The organism is Mesorhizobium sp. CA8 (assembly GCF_020164955.1).
GTDB lineage: Bacteria > Pseudomonadota > Alphaproteobacteria > Rhizobiales > Rhizobiaceae > Mesorhizobium.
In genome coordinates, this window is record NZ_JAIUHG010000018.1 from 114447 (window position 1) to 134696 (window position 20250).

Genomic DNA, 20250 nt, shown 5'->3' on the forward strand with positions numbered 1-20250 from the left:
TCCGCCGATTGTTGCGTATCGCGCAAGCTTTTGACAGCGGGCAATGGGGCGTTATCGCTTCGGCCAGCGTCAAGGCTGTGGTCGTGACGGCGGCCATTTCCCTTGCCGGCTGCGGTGCGGGCGGCTTCAGCCTGGAAAAGATGGATGTCGACCGCTCGATCATCACTTCCAGCGCGCCGTCCTCGCCTGCTGCTCCGGCGATCGCCGACAAGGACTCCGACCAGACCACCATCGGCAACGCCGTTTCTTCCGCCGATATCAAGGAACTTGGCGGCCAGGCCGTGCCATGGGCCAACGCCGGCACCGGTTCGCGCGGCGCCATCACCGAGTTGGTCGAGCTGAAGGACGGCGGTGTGACCTGCCGCCGCTTCAGCGCCACGCGCGAGAGCTTCGACGGTGTTGCGCTCTACAAGGGCGAGTTGTGCCTCGCCGAAGCCGGGGGTTGGCGCATGCAGGAATTCAAGGCGCTCTGATTCCGGTGCTCTGAGTTTCAGGCGCTAATTGCCCTTGCGCCACTGGAATTTCTTCCTATGCGAGCGCATATAGGGGGCGACTACAATCCATTCTCTCTTGCAGGCAGGAAGCATGCGCGACCCCTATGAGGTGCTGGGCGTTGCCAAGAACGCATCGGCCAAGGACATAAAATCGGCTTACCGTAAGCTCGCCAAGAAGTATCATCCGGACCAGAATCCGAATGATCCCAAGGCGAAGGACCGTTTTGCCGCCGCTAACCAGGCCTACGAGATCGTCGGCGATGAGAAGACGCGCGCCGCCTACGATCGCGGCGAGATCGACGCCGAGGGCAAGCCGAAATTCCAGGGTTTTGAGGGCGCGGCCGGCGGCGACCCGTTCGCCGGTTTCCGTCGTCAGCAGGGCCCTGGCGGCGCGCATTTCGAATTCCGCACCGGGCGCCCGGGCGGCGATCCGTTCGACGGCAACAGCGACATCTTCAGCCAGATATTCGGCGAAGCCTTTTCCGGCGCCCGCGGCGCTGGCCGGGCAGACCGCCGCCAGCCGGTCCAGGCGGCCGATCTCAACGTCACCATGGATATCAGCGTCGAGGAGGCAGCCACCGCCGATAAGGTGACGGCGATATTCCCCGACGGCCGCAAGGTCGCGGTCAAGCTGCCGGCCTATGTCGAGGACGGCCAGACGATCCGCCTGAAGGGCCAGGGCGAGCAGGGTCCGGGCCAGCCGGGCGACGCGCTGGTCAAGATCCATATCCGCCGCCATCCGCGTTACCGCATCGAGGGGCGCGACCTACATGTCGATCTGCCCGTCGATCTGGCCGATGCCGTGCTCGGCGCCAAGGTGGCGGTCGAGACGCCGACCGGCAAGCTCGCGGTCAACGTTCCGGCATGGTCGAGCTCGGACAAGGTGCTGCGCCTGAAGGGCAGGGGCCTGCCGGAAAAGGCCGGCGGCCATGGCGATCTCTATGCCCATGTGCGGCTGATGCTGCCGGAGGGCGGCGATGCCGAGCTTGAGGCCCTGATGCGCCGCAGAAAAGGGTGATTGAGGGAATTTTGTTCCTGTTGCCGTGTCTTTTGAGCGCTTGAAGGGGCTTTGTGCCTGTGCGATAGGCTCTCCACAAAGCAGATTTTCTTGCGGAGAGCTTGCACATGGCGGGTGGACAGGGCCTGATGGCCGGTAAGCGGGGCCTGATCCTGGGTGTCGCCAACAATCGGTCGATCGCTTTCGGCATCGCCAAGGCTTGCGTCGATCACGGCGCCGAAATCGCGCTGACCTATCAGGGCGAGGCCTTCAAGAAGCGCGTGGAGCCGCTCGCGGCTGAGCTCAACGCGCATGTCGCCGGCCATTGCGACGTCACCGACCCGGAAAGCCTCGACGCCGTCTTCGCCGATATCGCCAGGCACTGGGGCAAGCTCGACTTCCTCGTCCACGCCATCGCCTTCTCCGACAAGGACGAGCTCACCGGCCGCTATGTCGAGACGACCCGCGACAATTTCCTCCGCACCATGGACATCTCGGTCTATTCCTTCACCACCATCGCCAAGCGCGCCGAGCCGCTGATGACCGATGGCGGCTCGCTGTTGACGCTGACCTATTACGGCGCCGAGAAGGTGATGCCGCATTACAACGTCATGGGCGTCGCCAAGGCGGCGCTGGAAGCAAGCGTGCGCTATCTCGCAGTCGATCTCGGTGCCAAGAAGATCCGTGTCAACGCAATCTCCGCCGGTCCGATCAAGACGCTGGCCGCCTCCGGCATCGGTGATTTCCGCTATATCCTGAAGTGGAACGAGTACAATTCGCCGCTGAAGCAGACGGTCACCCAGGAAGAAGTCGGCGATTCCGGCGTCTATTTCCTGTCGGACCTGTCGCGCGGCGTGACCGGCGAGGTCCATCATGTCGATTCCGGCTACCATGTCGTCGGCATGAAGGCGGTCGACGCGCCGGATATCTCGACCGTCAAGGACTGATCCTTACCTTCGCCTATCCTTCGTCCCAGGCCCTGGCCCGACCTTGGAAGACCTGATGTATCCGCTCGCCTACATCGCGCGTCACGGTCAGACCGAGTGGAATGCCGAGCACCGCCTGCAGGGCCAGGCCGACACCGACCTCAATACGTTCGGTCGCAAGCAGGCGACGCGCAATGGCCTACGGTTGGCGGAACTCGTCAGAAATCCTGCGGATTTCGACTTTGTCGCCAGCCCGATGCGGCGCACGCGTGAGACGATGGAGCTGATGCGCGAAGCTATGGGGCTCGATCCCTCCGGCTACCGCACCGATCCGCGCCTGGTCGAGATAAGTTTCGGCGACTGGCAGGGCTTCACCTTCGCCGAACTGGAGAAGCGTGCCCCCGGTTCAACGGACGGCCGCCGCCACGCCAAGTGGGACTTCCAGCCGCCGGGCGAGGGCGCGGAAAGCTACGAGATGCTGCTCGCGCGGATAAAGCCCTGGTTCGACGCGCTGCGCCAGCCGACCGTCTGCGTCACCCATGGCGGCGTCATGCGCTGCTTCTTCCGCTTGGTCACCGGCATTTCCAAGCAGGAGGCCGCCAGCCTCGAAATCCCACAGGACCGCTTGCTTCGGCTGGAGGGCCGGAGCTTGGAGTGGCTTTAACAATTCGCGCCCTGGCAAATTCAGGTCAGGCCGAGCAGAGAAGGCTGGATTCGAGAACCGGCCTACGCCGGCCGTAGCCTTCGTGGCGCGGAGACCCTCATGAGAGCTTCGGGCGGCGAAGGCCGGAGCGGAGCGTACTTTCGGTACGCGAGCACCGGAAGCGCAGGAAGCCGCCCTTCGCAGGCCGGCCTCACCTGAGTTTAGTTCTGGTCGCTGTCGGGCAACTGCATATCCGTCACGACATTCTCGCCATTGGTCACGTCATAGGCAATGACGATGTCCATGCCGGGCTTCAGCGAGTCGAGATCGGTCTCGGCGTTGAGCTTATAGGCCTTGCCGTCGTCAAGCGTCAGCGTCAGCGTGTCCTTGTCGACCTTCTTGATCAGGCCTTCGGTCTGGCCGGCGAACGCGGCGGCGGTGGAAATCAGCAACATGGCGCAGGCGGCGCCAATCAGGGTACGCATCGTCGTCCTCTTTGGTCATTGCGCCGGCTGGTCAGCGGCGGATCCTCAACGGCGGATGGGAAGAGAGCAGAAACCAACCGAATGTGTCAAAACTAAATCCGCCACATCACAGTTTGATGCATCCGATCACCGTTTGACCACTGTGGAAAACGCCAATAGAAGGCAACCTTAACCGGGTTCCCTCGCCGGGGCAGGGCGTATTCTCATGTCGCACAACACATTCGGCCATCTCTTTCGCGTCACCACCTGGGGTGAAAGCCATGGCGCGGCGCTCGGCTGCGTTGTCGACGGCTGCCCGCCCGGCATCCGCTTCAAGCGCGAGGACATCCAGGCCGAGCTCGACCGTCGCCGCCCCGGCCAGTCGCGCTTCGTCACCCAGCGCCGCGAGCCGGACGAGGTCAAGATCCTGTCCGGCTTCATCCTAGACGAGGACGGCGAGACGATGATCACCGCCGGCACGCCGGTGTCGATGCTGATCGAGAATGTCGACCAGCGCTCCAAGGACTATGGCGAGATTGCCCGCCAATACCGGCCAGGCCATGCCGATTATACCTACGACGTCAAATACGGGCTGCGCGACCACCGCGGCGGAGGCCGCTCCTCGGCGCGCGAGACGGCAGCGCGGGTGGCGGCCGGCGCCCTGGCGCGCAGGATAGTGCCCGGCATGACGGTTCGCGGCGCGCTGGTGTCGATGGGCGAAAAGTCGATCGACCGCGCCAACTGGAACTGGAATTTCGTCGCCGACGCCGAGAACCCGTTCTTCACCCCGGATCCGGCCTCGGTCCCGGTCTTCACCGCTTATCTCGACGGCATCCGCAAGGCGGGCTCTTCGGTCGGCGCGGTGATCGAGATCGTCGCCGACGGCGTGCCGCCCGGCCTCGGCGCGCCGATCTACGCCAAGCTCGACCAGGACATCGCGTCCGGCCTGATGTCGATCAACGCCGTCAAGGGCGTTGAGATCGGCAACGGTTTCGAGGCGGCCCGCATCACCGGCGAACAGAACGCCGATGAGATGCGCATGGGCAATGACGGCAAGCCGGTGTTCCTGTCCAACAATGCCGGCGGTATCCTCGGCGGCATCTCGACCGGCCAGGCGATCGTCGCCCGCTTCGCCGTCAAGCCGACCTCCTCGATCCTGACCCCACGCCAGTCGATAGACAAGGACGGCAAGGATGTCGAGGTGATGACCAAAGGCCGCCACGACCCGTGCGTCGGCATCCGCGCCGTGCCGATCGGCGAGGCGATGGTTGCCTGCGCGATTGCCGATCATTATCTGCGGCACAGAGGACAGACAGGGAGGGGAGCAGGGGAGTAAGGCAGTAGGGCAGTAGGGCAGTAGGCTAACGCCTGCCCGGTGGCCAAAACTTTTTCCTTTCCCCTATTCCCTTACTGCCCTATTCCCCTACTCCCTTGCGAGCGAAGCGAGCGCCGATGCCATACGACCAGAAGAAGATCGTCGAAGCGATCCGTGCCTTCGAGCGCGGCGAGATCGTCGTCGTCATGGACGATGACGGGCGCGAGAACGAGGGCGACCTGATCGTCGCCGCCGTCCATTGCACGCCGGAGAAGATGGCCTTCATCGTCCGCAACACCTCCGGCATCGTCTGCACGCCGATGCTGCGCGAGGACGCGAGGCGGCTGAACCTCGCGCCGATGGTGGCGGATAATGATTCCGCCCACACCACCGCCTTCACCGTCAGCGTCGATTTCAAGCACGGCACGACGACCGGCATTTCCGCCGACGACCGCACGCTCACCGTGCGCAACCTTGCCAACGGCAATGTCGGCCCCTCGGATTTCGTGCGCCCCGGCCACATCTTCCCGCTGATCGCGCGCGAAGGCGGCGTCTTGATGCGCTCCGGCCATACGGAAGCCGCGGTCGATCTCTGCAAGCTCGCCGGCCTGCCCCCGGTCGGCGTCATTTCCGAACTGGTCAACGACGACGGCACGGTCAAGCGCGGGCCGCAAGTGCAGGCCTTCGCCGAGGAACATGGGCTGAAGCAGGTCTCGGTCGCCGACCTGATCGCTTATCGGCAGCGCAAGGAGACGCTGGTCGAACGCGTCGCCTGCTCCGACATCGACACGCCCGGCGGCAAGGCGCAGGCCTTCACCTACACGCTGCCTTGGGATTCCATGCACCATCTCGCGGTCGTCTTCGGCGACATCCGCGATGGCGAGGAGGTGCCGGTACGGCTGCATTCGGAAGATGTCGTCACCGACGTCTTCGGCACCAGCCACCGGCTCGACGGCATCATGAAGGCGATGGGCGAGCGCAGGCGCGGCGTCATCGTCTATCTGCGCGAAGGCTCGGTCGGTGTCGCCCATCAGGAGCGCAAGCGGCCCGCGAGTGGCGACGGCGAGGACCACGAGGAAGCCCGCCGCCGCGAGAACGAATGGCGCGAGATCGGGCTCGGCGCCCAGATCCTCAAGGACCTGGGCATCTCCTCGATCAACCTGATCGCCTCGCGCGAGCGCCACTATGTCGGGCTTGAGGGGTTTGGCATTCACATCGCCAAGACGGAAATTCTGTAGGCCTCGAAGGGTTGACGAGGTCCTACAGCGGTCCGCCGGCCTGGCTGGCTGACCGAAAGCCTGCGCGACGGAGGCGATGTCGCAGGCCGTCGGATAACTGCCAACGTCTGCGACGATGATCGGACGGCCGAATAGCCGTCACTCCGCCGCAACCACCGCCTCGCCCCTGTCCGCCTCGCAATCCTCCGTCGCCAGCCGGCATTGGCCGGCCAGCACCGTGACCAGCGCGATTGCTCCGGCCGCGACCGAAACCCAGAACCCGTTCTGCGGTCCGAAAGTGTCGACCATCCAGCCGGCGGCGAAGGAGCCCAGCGCCATGCCGATGCCGATCCCGGTCGTCACCCAGGTGACACCTTCGGTGAGCATCGCCGGCGGCACGTGGCGCTCGATCAGGCCGAAGGCGGTGATGAAGGTCGGCGAGATCGCGACGCCGCTGACGAACACCGCGAGCGCGAGCGTCGGCACCGTGTCGGCGAAGAGCAGTGGCAAGGTGGTGAGTGCGATCACGGTGACCGCGAGTGCCAATTGCCGTTGCAGCGGCGCCTTGAGGCTGAGCGCGCCGACGATGATGCCGAGCACGAAGGATCCCAGCGCATAGACGCCGATGACGAGGCTTGCCGCCTCAGGTTGGCCAAGCTCTTTGGTGATGGCGACTGTGGTGACTTCCGTCGTGGCGAAGGTCGCGCCGACGAAGATCAGCGCGAAAGTGATGATCTGCACCGGCCGCAGGCGGATCGCCGACCCGGCCGCGCCATGTTCGGCCGGGCGGACCGGCGGCTCGGACGAGCGCTGCAGCAGGAATGCCGCCGAGCCGAGCGCAAGCAGCAACGTGCTGACCACCATGCCGGCTTCGGGAAACAGCGCCGCGCTCAGGCCCACCGACAGCGAGGCGCCGGCGACATAGACCAGTTCGTCGGCGGCCGATTCGAAGGCAAACGCCGTGTTGAGCTCCGGCCGGTTGCGGAAGATCTCGGTCCAGCGCGCCCTGACCAGGGCCGGGATGCTGGGCATGGCGGCGGCAAGCAACGCCGACAGGAACAACGTCCAGACCGGCCAATGCCGGTTGGCCGCGACGACCAATGTCGCGAAGGAAAGCACCGAAACGAGCGTCATCGGCGCGGCGATCGCCGTCTGGCCGCGCCGATCCACCAGCCGCGACACCTGCGGCGACAGGAAGGCGTTCACCAGCGCGTATGTGGCCGAGACGGCGCCGGCCAGCCAATATTCGCCATGTGTTTGTGACAGCATTGCCACGATGCCGATCGGCGCCATGGCGATCGGTAAGCGCGCGATGAAAGCCGCCGCGGCAAAGCCTTTCGTGCCGGGAGCCCGAAAGATGTCCGAATAAGGGTTTCGCATGGTCCTGCTCCTCGACAAGGGTGAATGCCGCAACTACATACGCAGCGTATGAAAGTCAGATAATTCATACGCCGCGTATGTCAATTGGCATACGAGGCGTATGAGAATAGGTCCAGGGCCATGCACAAACCGCGCAAGGACATGATCGCCGAGACGCGCGCCAAGCTGATCGCGGCCGCCCGCCATGCCTTTGGCACGATTGGCTATGCCGAGGCCTCGATGGACGATTTCACCGCTTCGGCCGGCCTGACGCGCGGCGCGCTCTACCACCATTTCGGCGACAAGAAGGGGCTGTTGCAGGCGGTGATCGCCGAGATCGATGGCGAGATGGCCTTGCGGGTGAATGAGGTGGCTTCGAAAGCGCCCACCCGCTGGCAGCATTTCGTCGACGAATGCACCACCTATATCGAGATGGCGCTGGAGCCGGAAATCCAGCGCATCATGTTCCGCGACGGCCCGGCGGTGCTCGGCGACCCGGCACAGTGGCCGAACGCCAATGCCTGCACCGCCTCGATGACCGAGCATCTGACCAGGCTGCAGGAAGAGGGCGTGGTCGTTCCGGAGCTTGATCCCGAGACGACCTCACGGCTGATCAATGGCGCCAGCAGCCAGGCCGCGCAGCGCATCGCCAATTCGAAGGATCCGGAAGCCACCTCGAAGAAGGCGATCGCGGCCTTCAAGCAATTGCTCGAAGGCTTGCGCAAGAAGCCATGACGGTTCGCTTGGGTAAGCAAGCCACCGGGTTGTGCACCGGTTTCGGGCCGGCGCAACCCTGCCGTGATTGACAATCGCCGGGGCAAGCGCATCCTCCACCGCCAACTCTTACAGCGCCGAGCGTTCTTTGAACGCGCAAAAAACGCTGTAAAAGTTTAATTCGGCGCATGATCCCTTTTCCGAAAATCGATTCCGATTTTCGGGGTCATGCGCGGGGTGTGGGAGTCGGGGCCATGTGGGACTTCAGCATTGGCCGGTCTGTGTCGATCATGATGCGGACATGGCCGTTCATCATCTTTCGCATGATCGTCTATTTCGGCATCACGGTCGCCTACATCATGGCGACTGGTACCGGCGCCAGCGTCGGTTACGGCGTCGGGCACATCTCGACCGATCCCGACGGTCCGATGTCGTTTGCGCTGTGGGGCGGCGTGGTCGGCTTCGGCGTCGTCTCGATCGCCGTCTACTGGATCCGCGAATACATCCTCTATGTGCTGAAAGCGGGCCATATCGCCGTCATGGTGCATCTGATCGACGGTCATGATGTGCCCGACGGCCAGGGCCAGATCGCCTATGCGAAGGAAGTGGTCACCCAGCGCTTCGCCGAGGCCAACATCCTTTTCGTCGTCGACCAGCTGGTCAAGGGCGCCATCCGCGCCATCACCGGCGTGATCGGCGGCATCGCCGCCTTCCTGCCCATTCCGGGACTGAGCGGCGTGGTCAGCTTCATCAACACGGTGATCCGCCTGTCGCTGACCTATGTCGACGAGATCATCCTCGGCTACAACATCCGCATCAATTCGAGTTCGCCATTCGAGACGGCAAGACAAGGCGTGGTGCTCTACGCGCAGAACGGCAAGCACATGGTCAAGAACGCCGTCTGGATGGCGGTGATCATGTGGGGCGTGTCCTTCGTCATCTTCCTGTTGATGCTGGCACCCGCGGCCGCCATTCTGTGGGTAATGCCGGGCCAGCTTGCCGGCTGGGCTTTCGTGCTCGCCATCGTCTTTGCCTGGGCCTTCAAGGCAGCCTTCATCGAGCCCTTCGCCATCGCCTCCCTGATGCAGGTCTATTTCGAAGCCATCGAAGGGCAGGCGCCCAATCCCGAATGGGACCGCCGGCTCGCCGAGACCTCGTCCAAATTCAGGGAACTGCGCGACAAGGCGCTGGGCTCTTTCGGCGCCGGCTCGCGCTGGGATACCCCGAGAGCCGCCTGATCATGGCTCTGATGGGCCGCCAAGCTTTGCGATTGCCGATTTGAGCGGCGCCTCGCCGGCGCCGCGAAACGTCTCGCTCATGACCAGTTCGGGCAGCGGCAGGCGCTTGCCCCAACCATGCGCCTCGAGGTCCGGCTTCGGCGCGAAGGCCGAGACGCGGCCGACGCAGAGATAGGCGATCGGCGTGACATGCTCCGGGATCGACAGAAGTTGCTTCAGCGACTCGGTTTCGATGATGCTCACCCAGCCGACGCCGACACCTTCGGCCCGCGCCGCCAGCCAGAAATTCTGCACCGCGCAGACGGTGCTGTAGAGATCCATCTCCGGATTGTGCCAACGCCCGAGAGGCGAGTCCTTCGAGCGCTGCCGGTCGCAGGTGATGCACAGATTGAGCGCGCTTTCGCAGATGCCTTCGAGCTTCAGTTTCCTGTAGAGCGCCTGCCGCTCCGCCTCGATCGCCGGTAATTCCTGCTCGCGCGCGGCGAGAAAAAGGTCACGCACCTGCCGCCGTCTCGCGGGGTCGCGGATGACGATGAAATTCCACGGCTGCATATAGCCGACCGACGGCGCGTGATGCGCGGCGGTGAGAAGTCGAGCGAGCACACTGTCATCGAGATCGTCGGGGACAAAATGGCTGCGCACGTCGCGCCTGGTGAACATGGCCCGGTAGACCGCGTCGCGCGCCAATTGGTCAAAGTCGCCGCCACTCGCGGCGATCGCTGCTGCTGTCATCGCTTTCCCCTTGCGACAAGCAGTCCCCCGCCTGACCAAGCGGAAGACCATGTCTGCCGGGCCGGTCTTCTGGCTCGGGATCGTCCCGCATCCGGCGCCTTCCCGTCTTCGACAGTGGCGTTTGCCGGCGCGGTCCCCCTCACAGCGTTGGGCACGCCACGGAGTTCAACCGTGTTCCCGATTCTCCCGCGTCGCGGGCACCAGGCAGCGAGGAGACCTTACAGCGAAGCCTAAGCCACGCCAACGGCGTTAGCGACACGGCAAGACGCGATTTTCCCCAGCCATTCGGCCTGCCAAACATGGTCATTGCGGTCATAGGTCCCTAGACTAGGCGCCATGGCCACCCGTCTCTACACGCATCCGATCTTCCTCGAACACCTCACGCCGACCGGTCACCCCGAGCGGCCCGACCGCCTGCGTGCTATCGAGCGCGTGCTCGACGACGAGGCTTTTTCGGCGCTTGATCGCGTCAAGGCGCCGGAAGGCGACGAGAAAACGATCCTCTATGCGCACCCGGAGGATTTCGTCGAGCGTGTCCGCGCCGCGATCCCTGAGAGCGGCATCGTCTCGATCGACGCCGACACAAGCGCCAGCCCGAAAAGCTGGCAGGCCGTGATCACCGCGATCGGCGGTGCCAACGCGGCGGTAGACGACGTCTTCGAGGGCCGTGCGGCAAACGTCTTCGTCGCCGCTCGTCCGCCCGGCCATCACGCCGAAAAGACCACGGCGATGGGTTTTTGTCTGTTCAACACGGCGGCGATCGCCGCCCGCTACGCCCAGAACAAGCATCAGGCCGAACGCGTCGCCATCGTCGACTGGGACGTCCACCACGGCAACGGCACCCAGGACATCTTCTGGGATGACCCGTCGGTCCTCTATTGCTCGACGCACCAGATGCCGCTTTATCCGGGCACCGGCGCGAAGAGCGAGACCGGCGCCGGCAATATCGTCAATGCGCCGCTGGCGCCGCAGACCGGCAGCGATCTCTTCCGCGACGCCTTGCTGTCGCGCGTGCTGCCGTCGATCGACGCGTTCGCGCCGGACCTGATCATCATTTCCGCCGGCTTCGACGCGCACCATCGCGACCCGTTGGCTGAGATCAACCTGACCGAGGACGATTTCGACTGGGCGACCGGGCAATTGATGGAACGCGCCGGCCGCCACAGCGGCAACAGGCTCGTCAGCCTGCTGGAAGGCGGCTACGATCTGCAGGGACTGGCATTTTCAGTCGCCGCCCATGTCGGGCGGCTGATGAAGGGATAGAGTATGGCATTGGAAGGCAATGAGGACGTCAAGGCGATGAGCTTCGAACAGGCGCTCGATGCACTGGAGAAGATCGTCGATGATCTTGAGCGCGGCGACGTCCCGCTCGACCAGTCGATCAAGATCTATGAGCGCGGCGAGGCGCTGAAGGCGCATTGCGACAGGCTGCTGAAAGCGGCCGAGGACAAGGTCGAGAAGATCAGGCTTTCGCGCGACGGCAAGCCGGTAGGAACGGAGCCGCTGGACGCCGACTGATTTGGAATAGGGTGGGCAGAGAGAGCAGGTAAGGAGTTCAAGCCATGTGCCGCAACATCAAGACCTTGGCCAATTTCGAGCCGCCGGCGACCAATGACGAAGTGCATGACGCAGCGCTTCAATTCGTGCGCAAGCTGGCCGGCTCGACGAAGCCGTCCAAGCGCAACGAGCACGCTTTTTATCATGCAGTGGAAGCGATCGCGGCCGCTGCGCGCGAATTGATCGATTCGCTCGAAACCAATCAGGAACCGCGCAATCGCGAGGAAGAGGCTGCCAAGGCTAAGGCCAGGTCGGCGCTGCGTTTCGCCTGAGGGAACCGACATGAGCTTCTTTCCGGGAAACGACCCCGAACCCGGCGATGCCTTCGCCTGCGACCAGATCGAGCTGATGGTCGTTCCGAACGCCAAGGACATTGGCGGCTTCGAGGTGCGCCGCGCTCTGCCGACGGCAAAACGCCGCCTGGTCGGGCCGTTCATCTTCTTCGACCGCATGGGCCCGGCGATCCTGCGCGCCGGCCATGCGCTCGACGTGCGTCCACATCCGCATATCGGGCTGTCCACCGTCACCTACCTGTTCGACGGCAGGATCAGGCATCGGGATTCGCTCGGCACCGAAATGGTGATCGCGCCGGGCGACGTGAATCTGATGACAGCCGGGCGCGGCATCGTTCATTCCGAGCGCACGCCACAGGAACTGCGCGGCGCGCCGATGTCGGTCTCCGGCCTGCAGACCTGGCTGGCTTTGCCCGACGGCAAGGAGGAGATTGCCCCGGTGTTCGCGAACACGTCCGTGGCCCGCCTGCCGCAGATCGATGCCGAGGGTGTCAGCGGCCGCGTCGTCATTGGCGCGTTCTCAGGCCTGCGCTCGCCCGTGGCGACCGCCTCGGACACGCTTTACGCCGATCTCAGGCTGGCCGCCGGCGCCAGCGTGAAGATTCCGGCCGATGCCGAAGAGCGCGCCATCTATACGCTGGAGGGCAACGTCTCGATCGCCGGCGATGTTTTCCCGGCCGAACGGCTCCTGGTGTTCAAGCCGGGCGAGGAGATCGTTGTCTCTTCCGAGCGGGGTGCGCATTTCATGCTGTTCGGCGGCGCTTCGCTGGGCTCCAAGCGCTATATCTGGTGGAATTTCGTCTCATCCTCCAAGGAACGCATCGAGCAGGCCAAGCAGGAATGGAAGACAGGTCGCTTCGATATCGTTCCCGGCGATGAGGAGGAGTTCATTCCGCTGCCCGAGAACTAAGGTGTGTTGATATTCAGGTGAGGCCGGCCTGCAAATGCCGGTTTCCTGCGCTTCCGGTGCTCGCGTACTTTGAGTACGCTCCGCTCCGGTTCTCGGAATCCATCATTTTCGGCGCGGCCTGACCTGAATCTCAATACACCTTGCAGCGTAGCACGCGTCACTGACGCACATTTACATTCGCCCGCCGGCGGCCTATTGCCGCGCATGATTATGGCGCAATCTGCTGATAGCGCCGTGTTCGATCGATTGACGCAGGACGCGCCCGAGTGAAGCCAGACACGCCGCTGCTCGACAAGGTCCGCATTCCGGCGGATTTGCGGACGCTTGATGAGAGCGCGCTGCCGCAGCTTGCCGCGGAACTCCGCGCAGAGCTCATCGACGCCGTGTCGCAGACCGGTGGCCATCTCGGCGCCGGCCTCGGCGTCGTCGAACTGACCGTCGCGCTGCACTATGTCTTCAACACGCCGCAGGACCGGCTGATCTGGGATGTCGGCCACCAGGCCTATCCGCACAAGATCCTGACCGGCCGCCGCGACCGCATCCGCACGCTGCGCCAGGAAGGCGGCCTCTCCGGTTTCACCCGGCGCGCCGAGAGCGAATACGACCCGTTCGGCGCCGCCCATTCCTCGACCTCGATTTCAGCCGGTCTCGGCATGGCCATGGGGCGCGACTTGTCGGGTGGCCGCAACAATGTCATCTCCGTTATCGGCGACGGCTCGATGTCAGCCGGCATGGCCTTCGAGGCGCTGAACAATGCCGGCGCGCTCGATGCCCGGCTGATCGTCATCCTCAACGACAACGACATGTCGATCGCGCCGCCGACCGGCGCCATGAGCGCCTATCTGGCGAGGCTCGCTTCCGGCAAGGCCTATCTGGGCTTACGCGATTTCGGCAAGAAGCTGACTTCCTATCTAGGCAAGCGCGCCGACCGCGCCATCACCCGTGCCGTCGAGCATGCGCGCGGCTACGTCACCGGCGGCACTTTGTTCGAGGAGCTCGGCTTCTACCATATCGGCCCCATCGACGGTCACAACCTCGAACATCTGATCCCGGTGCTGAAGAACGTCCGCGACAATGGCAAAGGCCCGGTGCTGATCCATGTCGTGACCCAGAAGGGCAAGGGCTACGCGCCGGCGGAGGCCGCGGCCGACAAATATCACGGCGTCAACAAATTCGACGTCATCACCGGCGCGCAGGCCAAGGCGCCGGCCAACGCGCCCGCCTACACCAAGGTCTTCGCCGAGAGCCTGATCCAGGAAGCGCGTGAGGACGACCGCGTCGTCGCCATCACCGCCGCCATGCCGAGCGGCACTGGCCTCGATCTCTTCGGCGAGGTGTTTCCGCAGCGAACCTTCGATGTCGGCATTGCCGAACAGCATGCGGTGACCTTCGCCGCGGGGCTCGCCACCGAAGGCTACAAGCCTTTCGCCGCCATCTATTCGACCTTCCTGCAGCGCGCCTACGACCAGGTCGTCCATGACGTGGCGATCCAGAAACTGCCGGTACGTTTTCCCATCGACCGCGCCGGTTTCGTCGGTGCCGACGGCGCCACCCACTGCGGCGCTTTCGATACGACCTTCCTGGCCACGCTGCCGGGCTTCGTTGTCATGGCCGCCGCCGACGAGGCGGAACTGCGCCATATGGTGCGCACCGCGGCCGCTTATGATGACGGCCCGATCGCCTTCCGCTATCCGCGCGGCAACGGCGTCGGCGTCGACATGCCGGAGCGCGGCTCGCTGCTCGAGATCGGCAGGGGCCGCATCCTCAAGGAAGGGACCAAGGTCGCGCTGCTTTCCTTCGGCACGCGGTTGCAAGATTGCCTTTTGGCGGCCGAGGAACTTGGCGCTGCGGGCCTTTCCACCACCGTCGCCGACGCCCGCTTCGCCAAGCCGCTGGACGAGGATCTGATCCGGCGGCTCGCCCGTTCGCATGAGGTGCTGGTGACCGTGGAAGAGGGCGCCATTGGCGGCTTCGCCAGCCAGGTGCTGCACTTCCTCGCCCATGAAGGCCTGCTGGAAAGCGGCCTCAAAGTGCGCCCGCTGGTGCTGCCGGATGTGTTCACAGACCATGCCAAGCCGGAGAAGATGTATGCCGACGCCGGGCTGGATTCGGCCGGCATCGTGCGCACTGTCTTCGCCGCGCTCGGTCGCGGCATGCAGGCGCAGCGCGCCTGAATCAGAACGTCAAGACGCTGAATCGATTTGCCGGATTCCTGAGCTAAGCTTTTGTTAACGCTCCTGTTTTGCGGTTCGTTTACCCTTTCTCTTGGCCGTTTTTCAACGGCGCCCTGCTAAGACCTTGGTCCGAGGCAGGGGATAAGAACAATGAAGTCGTTCCTTTGCGGCATGGCCTTGTTGGCTGCAACGGCCGCGCCGGCGGCAGCCGAAACGCGTTACGACCGCAACCTTGAAAAAGCGGTGCTGGATTTCATCGCCGGCAAGATGGGCAACATCCGCGGCGGCTTCTCTTACAAGCAGGTTCCTCAACTCGTCGTGCTACCGGAAGCGCCGCGCGCCGCGCCCACTGCAGTTGAACCGCCGCACAAGGAAGCGTCCGGCAATGACGGCCTGATGCCCGCAATCGAGCGCCAGGTTTCGCGCACTATTTTTTAGAACCACATATCACGTACGCAGCGCCCGTCGCGCGGCAGGTCGTCGAAACTATTCAGGCCGTCGAAATGGTCGATCGGCAGTTCGGCGACCACCTCGGGCGGCGCAAGCCTGACATTGACCGCGATACGAGTGCGGCCGCTTTCGCCGGAGCGCAGGCCGCGCCAGGCGACCACGCAGGCGCAGGTCGGACAGAACAGGATTTCCAGCGCGGGCTCCGTCACCTCGGCGCGTGTGTACGACTTCAGCGGTCCGGCGACGCGGATGCGCTCATCGACATAGTCATAGGCCCAGAGCGCACCGTAGCGGCGGCAAAGCGTGCAATTGCATGCGGTGATTCCACCGGGATCGCCCTCCAGCGTCCAATGAACCGCGCCGCAATGACAGGTACCTTTCAGCATTGCCACCTCCACCCTCCACCGGCTGAGGAACCGCCTGATCCTGTCGGCATTCTGCAGCCTCTTGCGCCATATTCAACCATTGCGTTCGCGCCCGGCTTTCGCCAATGAAGTCCGATGAGTTCCCCTTTGCTAGCCAGCCGGCGCCAGCGGCTCGACGAATTGCTCGTCGGGCGTGGCCTGTTTGCCAGCCGTTCACGCGCCCGCGATGCGATCGAGCGGGGCACGGTGACGGTCGACGGCGCCGTCGCCCGCAAGCCCGGCCAACCTGTCGCGCCGGACTGCCTGGTCGCCATCGACGATCCGGCGCAGGCCTATGTGTCGCGCGCCGCGCTGAAGCTGATCGCGGGCCTCGACCGTTTCGGCCTCGATCCTTCCGGCAGCGAGGCGCTCGATATTGGCGCCTCGACCGGCGGCTTCACCCAGGTGCTGCTCGAGCGCCGCGCGGCGCATGTCACGGCGATCGATGTCGGCCACGGCCAGATCCACCCTGACATTGCCGGTGACCCGCGCGTCACGGTGATCGAAGGGCTGAACGCGCGCGATCTGACGGCAGCCGATCTCGGCGGCCGTATTCCCGGTTTCCTTGTCTGCGACGTCTCCTTCATCTCGCTGAAGTTGGCACTGCCGCCGGCGCTGGAACTGGCGGGCGAGGGCGCCAAGGCAATCCTTCTGGTCAAGCCGCAGTTCGAGGCCGGGCGCGAGGCCATCGGCAAGGGCGGCCTGCTCAAGGATCCGGGCGATGCCGGGCGCATTGCCACAAATTTGCGCGACTGGCTGGCCGGCGTTTCCGGCTGGCGCGTGCTGGGACTCGAGCCGTCGCCGATCGAAGGCGGCGACGGCAACCGCGAGTTCCTGCTCGCCGCCAGGAAGGACGGGCGATGAGCGCACGCTTCACCATCGCGAGGCTCGGTTCGCAGGGCGACGGTATCGCCAATACCGAAGGCGGGGAGCTCTTCATCCCGTTCACGCTGCCGGGCGAAACGGTCACGGCCGCGCGCCAGAAGGACCGCGCCGCGCTGATGTCTGTATTGGAAACCTCGCCGCTCAGGATCGGCCCGGCCTGCCGCCATTTCACCGAATGCGGCGGCTGCGCGCTGCAGCATTACGAGGCCGCAGCCTACCAGCAATGGAAGCGTGAGAAGGTCGTGCAGGCGCTGAAGGCCAAGGGCATCGTATGCGACATCGCTGCGTTGGTGCCTTGCGCCCCGCACACCCGCCGCCGCGTCACCTTCAGCGCGAGGCGCACCGAGGCCGGCATGCTGCTCGGCTTCATGCGCGCGCTGTCTTCCGAGATCATCCCGATCGAGGAATGCCCGATCTCGCTGCCGGCGATCGTCTCGGCGCTCGACAAATTGCGTGCCCTGGCCGGGTTGGTCTGCGCCACCCCGAAGGCGTTTCATATGACGGTGACCGTCACCGCTTCAGGCCTCGACATAGCTGTGCACGATGCCGGCAAGCTTGGCGACCATCAGCGCCGTATCGCGTCGAATTTCGTCATGGCCGAAGGTCTGGCGCGGCTTTCCGTCGACGGCGAGATCATCGTCGAGCCGAAGAAGCCGGTCGTGCAGTTCGGATCGGTCGCGGTCGCCGTGCCGCCCGGCTCCTTCCTGCAGGCGACGGAAGCCACCGAGCAGGCGATGGCGGACCTTGTCGGCCGGCATCTGTCGCGCGCCAGGAAGGTCGCGGACCTGTTTGCCGGCTGCGGCAGCTTCGCGCTCAGGCTCGCGGCGAAGTCAGAGGTTCACGCTGTGGAGGGCGATGCGCCGGCGCTCGCCGCGCTCGACCGCGCCTTCCGCTTCGCCGGCGGCCTGAAGCGGGTGACCAGCGAACGCCGCGACCTGTTCCGCCGGCCGCTGACCTTCAAGGAGTTGAATCTCTTTGACGGTGTGGTCTTCGATCCGCCGCGCGCCGGCGCCGAGGATCAGTCGAAGCAGATCGCCCGCTCCGACGTGCCGCTGGTCGCCGCGGTGTCCTGCAATCCGGTGACGCTGGCGCGCGATCTGCGCATCCTGATCGATGGCGGCTACACGCTGAAGAGCATCACGCCGATCGACCAGTTCCTGTGGTCGCCGCATGTCGAAGCCGTCGCGCTTTTGGAGAAGCCGAAGCGGCGGCGGTAGCTTGCGGCCGGGGGGGTCGCGTGAAAATCGTGAAGCCTCTGTTCTTTCGACGAAATTGCGCCCTAAAGCCGCCTTCATGCGGGCTCTTAATCCTACTGTTAGGGAAACATTCCTGCCTCTCCGGCGTTATCGCGTTGGATGAATGGCGGACAAGGATGGCGGATTGCAATGCGCTCGCTTCTGAAAGTCATCGGTCTTGTCGTCGTTCTCAGCGCGTTCGCCGTCGCGTCGACGACGGGCGCGCTCGCCCAACAGCAGAAACGTCTTGCATTCGTCATCGGCAACGCCGCCTATCCGTCGGATGCGCTGGTCACCTCCGCGAATGACGCCGGCCTGATCGCACAGACCCTGCAGGCAGCAGGGTTCGATGTGGTCGGCGCGCGCGACGTCGACCAGGAATCATTGCGTGGCGCGCTGCGCGATTTCCTTGGAAAGGTTTCCGCCGCCGGTCCGGACGCGACCGTTTTCGTATACCTCGCCGGCCGCGGCGTGCAGTTCGAAGGTGAGAACTATTTCTTGCCGGTCGATGCCCAGATCGCCAATCCGGCCGACGTGCCGCTGCAAGCCATGCGGCTCTCCGATATCACCAGGTCCCTGGCGGGACTGCCGGCGAAGGTCAATATCGTCGTTCTCGACGCGGCTCGGCCGAATGCGCTTCCGAAAATGAGCCAGCCGCTGGCCAGCGGTCTCGCGCTGGTCGACCCCGATCCCAACATGCTGATTGCGTTCAACGCGGCGCCTGGAACGGTTGCGCCGGAAGGTAAAGGCCCATACGGCGCCTATGCTCAGGCGCTCGCCGAGATGATGCGCGAAGGCGGCTTGTCGCTTGACGATGTTTTCGACCGCACGCGGCTACGCGTCAACGAGGTGACGCAAGGCGCCGAAATCCCGTGGGACGCCTCGAAGATCAGCGCGCCCTTCGTCTTCTTCGAACGTGCTCCGGACGCGCCGCCGCCGAAGGTTTCGGAGGCCGAAGAACGGGCCAACCGGACCAGGCCGATCCGCGACTTCAATGCGCATGACGCCTATGTCGCGGCTCTCGATCGCGACACCATGCGCGGCTACGAGGAATTCCTCGTCGCCTATCCGCACGATCCGATGGCCAAGCGTGTGCGCGCCATCATCGCTGCGCGGCGCGAGGCGATCACCTGGCGCGAAACATGGCTGCGGGATACGCCGGAGGCCTATTGGTCCTACCTCGAGCGCTATCCGCACGGGCTGCATGCCTGGGACGCGCGCCGCCGGCTGGAGCATTTCGACGCCGAGCTCGAGCCACCGACGAGCTTCACTGTCATCGTCTACGACGTGCCGCCGCCGCCGCCGGAGGAAATCGTCTATGTCGATCGTCCGGTGCTCTATTTCGATGATCCCGATTTCGATTTTGAGCCGCCGCCCCCGATCGACGTGATATTCCTGCCGCCGCCGCCGCCGGATTTCGTCGTGCTGCCGCCGCCCCCGCCGCCGGTCGATGTCTACGTCCTGCCGACGCCGGTCTTCGTCCCCGTGCCGGTCTGGGTCAGGCCGCCGCGTGACATCGTGCCGCCGCCGAACGACATCATCTTCAACAACATTCACAACACGACCGTCATCAACAACACGACGATCAACAACGAGCCGGCCAATCAGGCTGGACAGCCGAGCGCCAACGCACCGAGCGGTCTCACCCCCGGGCAGAAGATGGCGGCTGGCGCGGGCGCGGCCGCACTGGCGGCCAAGGTGGCGCTGCCGCCGGTGCTGCAGAAAAGGGCGGTGCTGTTCAGGCAAAACCAGGGCGGCCAGCCGCCGAAGCCGGGCCAGGCTGCGACGCAGGGCCAGCAGCCTGGTGCGACGCCGCAATCGCTGAAGCCGGGCCAGGCTGTCACGCAGGGCCAGCAGCTGGGTGCGACGCCGCAGGCGAGGACGATGGGCAAGCTCTCGACCGATCACGCCTTGCCGGGAGCTGACGGCAAAGCGCTGCCGCTTGTCAACGGCAAGCCGGTGCTCAACGGCCAGAACGCGCCCAACAGGAAGGTGCTGGGCAAGCAAGGCACGGCGAGTGGCAACGAGCAGGCTACCGGGAATGCCGGCGCCCCCGTTACAGGCAACGGCCAGCAGAACGGAGTTGTCGACGATCAGGGCAAGAAGGGTAAGTTCCGCAAGCTGCCGACCGTCAATGGCGCACCGGGCGAGAACGGGCAGAACGTCCAGCAGAGGTTCGGGAAGAACAATCCGAATGCGTTGTCCGGCCAGAACGAAGGCAGGCCGAGGAAGCTGACACGCAA

The 20250-nt window shown here is 64.7% G+C and carries 21 protein-coding genes and 1 riboswitch; of the genes, 17 read left to right on the forward strand and 4 right to left on the reverse strand.

The window, feature by feature from the left end:
* Positions 1–8 precede the first annotated feature (8 nt).
* From LB553_RS19800 to LB553_RS19815, 4 genes are all read left to right on the forward strand, one after another.
* Positions 9–473: an RT0821/Lpp0805 family surface protein gene (locus LB553_RS19800; protein ID WP_224516000.1), complete on the forward strand. Its 465-nt coding sequence runs from the start codon at positions 9–11 to the stop codon at positions 471–473.
* Between the two features lie 112 nt (positions 474–585).
* Positions 586–1512, forward strand: a complete 927-nt coding sequence (locus tag LB553_RS19805; RefSeq protein ID WP_224516001.1) for a DnaJ C-terminal domain-containing protein — start codon at positions 586–588, stop codon at positions 1510–1512.
* A gap of 107 nt (positions 1513–1619) precedes the next feature.
* Positions 1620–2438: an enoyl-ACP reductase FabI gene (gene fabI / locus LB553_RS19810; RefSeq protein WP_224516002.1), complete on the forward strand. Its 819-nt coding sequence runs from the start codon at positions 1620–1622 to the stop codon at positions 2436–2438.
* A 55-nt stretch (positions 2439–2493) separates the two neighbouring features.
* On the forward strand, positions 2494–3081 hold the full coding sequence (locus tag LB553_RS19815; protein WP_224516003.1) for a histidine phosphatase family protein: 588 nt from the start codon (positions 2494–2496) through the stop codon (positions 3079–3081).
* A 200-nt stretch (positions 3082–3281) separates the two neighbouring features.
* Here the strand turns inward: LB553_RS19815 and LB553_RS19820 are convergent, their stop codons facing one another.
* Positions 3282–3545 carry a DUF1344 domain-containing protein gene (locus tag LB553_RS19820; RefSeq protein WP_224516004.1) on the reverse strand — a complete coding sequence of 88 codons (264 nt, stop codon included), beginning with the start codon at positions 3543–3545 and terminating at the stop codon, positions 3282–3284.
* A gap of 205 nt (positions 3546–3750) precedes the next feature.
* Here LB553_RS19820 and aroC point away from each other — a divergent pair, with 205 nt between their 5' ends.
* Positions 3751–4860, forward strand: a complete 1110-nt coding sequence (gene aroC, locus LB553_RS19825) for a chorismate synthase (protein ID WP_224516005.1) — start codon at positions 3751–3753, stop codon at positions 4858–4860.
* A 116-nt stretch (positions 4861–4976) separates the two neighbouring features.
* Positions 4977–6077 carry a 3,4-dihydroxy-2-butanone-4-phosphate synthase gene (ribB, locus tag LB553_RS19830; protein ID WP_224516006.1) on the forward strand — a complete coding sequence of 367 codons (1101 nt, stop codon included), beginning with the start codon at positions 4977–4979 and terminating at the stop codon, positions 6075–6077.
* A 138-nt stretch (positions 6078–6215) separates the two neighbouring features.
* Here ribB and LB553_RS19835 read toward each other — a convergent pair whose 3' ends face one another.
* On the reverse strand, positions 6216–7436 hold the full coding sequence (locus tag LB553_RS19835) for an MFS transporter (RefSeq protein ID WP_224516007.1): 1221 nt from the start codon (positions 7434–7436) through the stop codon (positions 6216–6218).
* A gap of 120 nt (positions 7437–7556) precedes the next feature.
* Here LB553_RS19835 and LB553_RS19840 point away from each other — a divergent pair, with 120 nt between their 5' ends.
* Together LB553_RS19840 and LB553_RS19845 are read left to right on the forward strand one after the other, a co-directional pair.
* Positions 7557–8150: a TetR/AcrR family transcriptional regulator gene (locus LB553_RS19840; protein ID WP_224516008.1), complete on the forward strand. Its 594-nt coding sequence runs from the start codon at positions 7557–7559 to the stop codon at positions 8148–8150.
* 233 nt (positions 8151–8383) lie between these two features.
* A complete protein-coding gene (locus LB553_RS19845; RefSeq protein WP_224516009.1) occupies positions 8384–9367 on the forward strand; it encodes a hypothetical protein in 984 nt (327 codons plus the stop codon).
* Here the strand turns inward: LB553_RS19845 and bluB are convergent, their stop codons facing one another.
* Positions 9368–10099 carry a 5,6-dimethylbenzimidazole synthase gene (bluB, locus tag LB553_RS19850; RefSeq protein ID WP_224516010.1) on the reverse strand — a complete coding sequence of 244 codons (732 nt, stop codon included), beginning with the start codon at positions 10097–10099 and terminating at the stop codon, positions 9368–9370.
* A 41-nt stretch (positions 10100–10140) separates the two neighbouring features.
* Positions 10141–10319, reverse strand: a riboswitch (cobalamin riboswitch).
* 116 nt (positions 10320–10435) lie between these two features.
* Here bluB and LB553_RS19855 point away from each other — a divergent pair.
* The 6 genes from LB553_RS19855 to LB553_RS19880 all read left to right on the forward strand — a co-directional run bounded on the left by LB553_RS19855 (position 10436) and on the right by LB553_RS19880 (position 15471).
* A complete protein-coding gene (locus LB553_RS19855) occupies positions 10436–11362 on the forward strand; it encodes a histone deacetylase family protein (RefSeq protein ID WP_224516011.1) in 927 nt (308 codons plus the stop codon).
* Between the two features lie 3 nt (positions 11363–11365).
* Positions 11366–11617 carry an exodeoxyribonuclease VII small subunit gene (locus LB553_RS19860; protein ID WP_095766752.1) on the forward strand — a complete coding sequence of 84 codons (252 nt, stop codon included), beginning with the start codon at positions 11366–11368 and terminating at the stop codon, positions 11615–11617.
* Positions 11618–11661: 44 nt separating this feature from the next.
* Positions 11662–11928 (forward strand): DUF2277 domain-containing protein, encoded by a 267-nt coding sequence (locus tag LB553_RS19865; RefSeq protein WP_140694206.1) that lies wholly within the window; start codon positions 11662–11664, stop codon positions 11926–11928.
* A gap of 10 nt (positions 11929–11938) precedes the next feature.
* Complete coding sequence (locus tag LB553_RS19870) at positions 11939–12859, forward strand: pirin family protein (RefSeq protein WP_224516012.1); 921 nt, start codon at positions 11939–11941, stop codon at positions 12857–12859.
* A 266-nt stretch (positions 12860–13125) separates the two neighbouring features.
* Positions 13126–15033: a 1-deoxy-D-xylulose-5-phosphate synthase gene (gene dxs, locus LB553_RS19875; RefSeq protein WP_224516013.1), complete on the forward strand. Its 1908-nt coding sequence runs from the start codon at positions 13126–13128 to the stop codon at positions 15031–15033.
* Positions 15034–15183: 150 nt separating this feature from the next.
* On the forward strand, positions 15184–15471 hold the full coding sequence (locus LB553_RS19880; protein ID WP_224516014.1) for a hypothetical protein: 288 nt from the start codon (positions 15184–15186) through the stop codon (positions 15469–15471).
* On the opposite strand, the gene LB553_RS19885 is transcribed toward LB553_RS19880, so the two are convergent.
* The gene (locus LB553_RS19885) at positions 15468–15869 is read right to left on the reverse strand and encodes a GFA family protein (RefSeq protein WP_224516015.1); all 402 of its coding nucleotides are present in this window, start codon (positions 15867–15869) and stop codon (positions 15468–15470) included. The two genes, LB553_RS19880 and LB553_RS19885, sit on opposite strands and share 4 nt — an antisense overlap.
* A gap of 114 nt (positions 15870–15983) precedes the next feature.
* Between LB553_RS19885 and LB553_RS19890 the strand changes: the two genes are divergently transcribed.
* The 3 genes from LB553_RS19890 to LB553_RS19900 form a co-directional block, all read left to right on the forward strand.
* Positions 15984–16751 (forward strand): TlyA family RNA methyltransferase, encoded by a 768-nt coding sequence (locus LB553_RS19890; protein WP_224516016.1) that lies wholly within the window; start codon positions 15984–15986, stop codon positions 16749–16751.
* The gene (locus LB553_RS19895) at positions 16748–17989 is read left to right on the forward strand and encodes a class I SAM-dependent RNA methyltransferase (RefSeq protein ID WP_224516017.1); all 1242 of its coding nucleotides are present in this window, start codon (positions 16748–16750) and stop codon (positions 17987–17989) included. Before LB553_RS19890 ends, LB553_RS19895 begins: the two co-directional genes overlap by 4 nt.
* Positions 17990–18157: 168 nt before the next feature.
* Positions 18158–20250: caspase family protein (locus LB553_RS19900; RefSeq protein ID WP_224516018.1), on the forward strand; the 2093-nt coding region annotated here is incomplete at its 3' end.

Excerpts from the sequence above, each read along its gene's own strand:
- LB553_RS19805 (WP_224516001.1), top strand. The coding sequence starts at position 586 with ATGCGCGACCCCTATGAGGTGCTGGGCGTTGCCAAGAACGCATCGGCC.
- fabI (WP_224516002.1), top strand. The coding sequence starts at position 1,620 with ATGGCGGGTGGACAGGGCCTGATGGCCGGTAAGCGGGGCCTGATCCTG.
- LB553_RS19815 (WP_224516003.1), top strand. The coding sequence starts at position 2,494 with ATGTATCCGCTCGCCTACATCGCGCGTCACGGTCAGACCGAGTGGAAT.
- LB553_RS19820 (WP_224516004.1), bottom strand. The coding sequence starts at position 3,545 with ATGCGTACCCTGATTGGCGCCGCCTGCGCCATGTTGCTGATTTCCACC.
- aroC (WP_224516005.1), top strand. The coding sequence starts at position 3,751 with ATGTCGCACAACACATTCGGCCATCTCTTTCGCGTCACCACCTGGGGT.
- ribB (WP_224516006.1), top strand. The coding sequence starts at position 4,977 with ATGCCATACGACCAGAAGAAGATCGTCGAAGCGATCCGTGCCTTCGAG.
- LB553_RS19835 (WP_224516007.1), bottom strand. The coding sequence starts at position 7,436 with ATGCGAAACCCTTATTCGGACATCTTTCGGGCTCCCGGCACGAAAGGC.
- LB553_RS19840 (WP_224516008.1), top strand. The coding sequence starts at position 7,557 with ATGCACAAACCGCGCAAGGACATGATCGCCGAGACGCGCGCCAAGCTG.
- LB553_RS19845 (WP_224516009.1), top strand. The coding sequence starts at position 8,384 with ATGTGGGACTTCAGCATTGGCCGGTCTGTGTCGATCATGATGCGGACA.
- bluB (WP_224516010.1), bottom strand. The coding sequence starts at position 10,099 with ATGACAGCAGCAGCGATCGCCGCGAGTGGCGGCGACTTTGACCAATTG.
- LB553_RS19855 (WP_224516011.1), top strand. The coding sequence starts at position 10,436 with ATGGCCACCCGTCTCTACACGCATCCGATCTTCCTCGAACACCTCACG.
- LB553_RS19860 (WP_095766752.1), top strand. The coding sequence starts at position 11,366 with ATGGCATTGGAAGGCAATGAGGACGTCAAGGCGATGAGCTTCGAACAG.
- LB553_RS19865 (WP_140694206.1), top strand. The coding sequence starts at position 11,662 with ATGTGCCGCAACATCAAGACCTTGGCCAATTTCGAGCCGCCGGCGACC.
- LB553_RS19870 (WP_224516012.1), top strand. The coding sequence starts at position 11,939 with ATGAGCTTCTTTCCGGGAAACGACCCCGAACCCGGCGATGCCTTCGCC.
- LB553_RS19880 (WP_224516014.1), top strand. The coding sequence starts at position 15,184 with ATGAAGTCGTTCCTTTGCGGCATGGCCTTGTTGGCTGCAACGGCCGCG.
- LB553_RS19885 (WP_224516015.1), bottom strand. The coding sequence starts at position 15,869 with ATGCTGAAAGGTACCTGTCATTGCGGCGCGGTTCATTGGACGCTGGAG.
- LB553_RS19890 (WP_224516016.1), top strand. The coding sequence starts at position 15,984 with ATGAGTTCCCCTTTGCTAGCCAGCCGGCGCCAGCGGCTCGACGAATTG.
- LB553_RS19895 (WP_224516017.1), top strand. The coding sequence starts at position 16,748 with ATGAGCGCACGCTTCACCATCGCGAGGCTCGGTTCGCAGGGCGACGGT.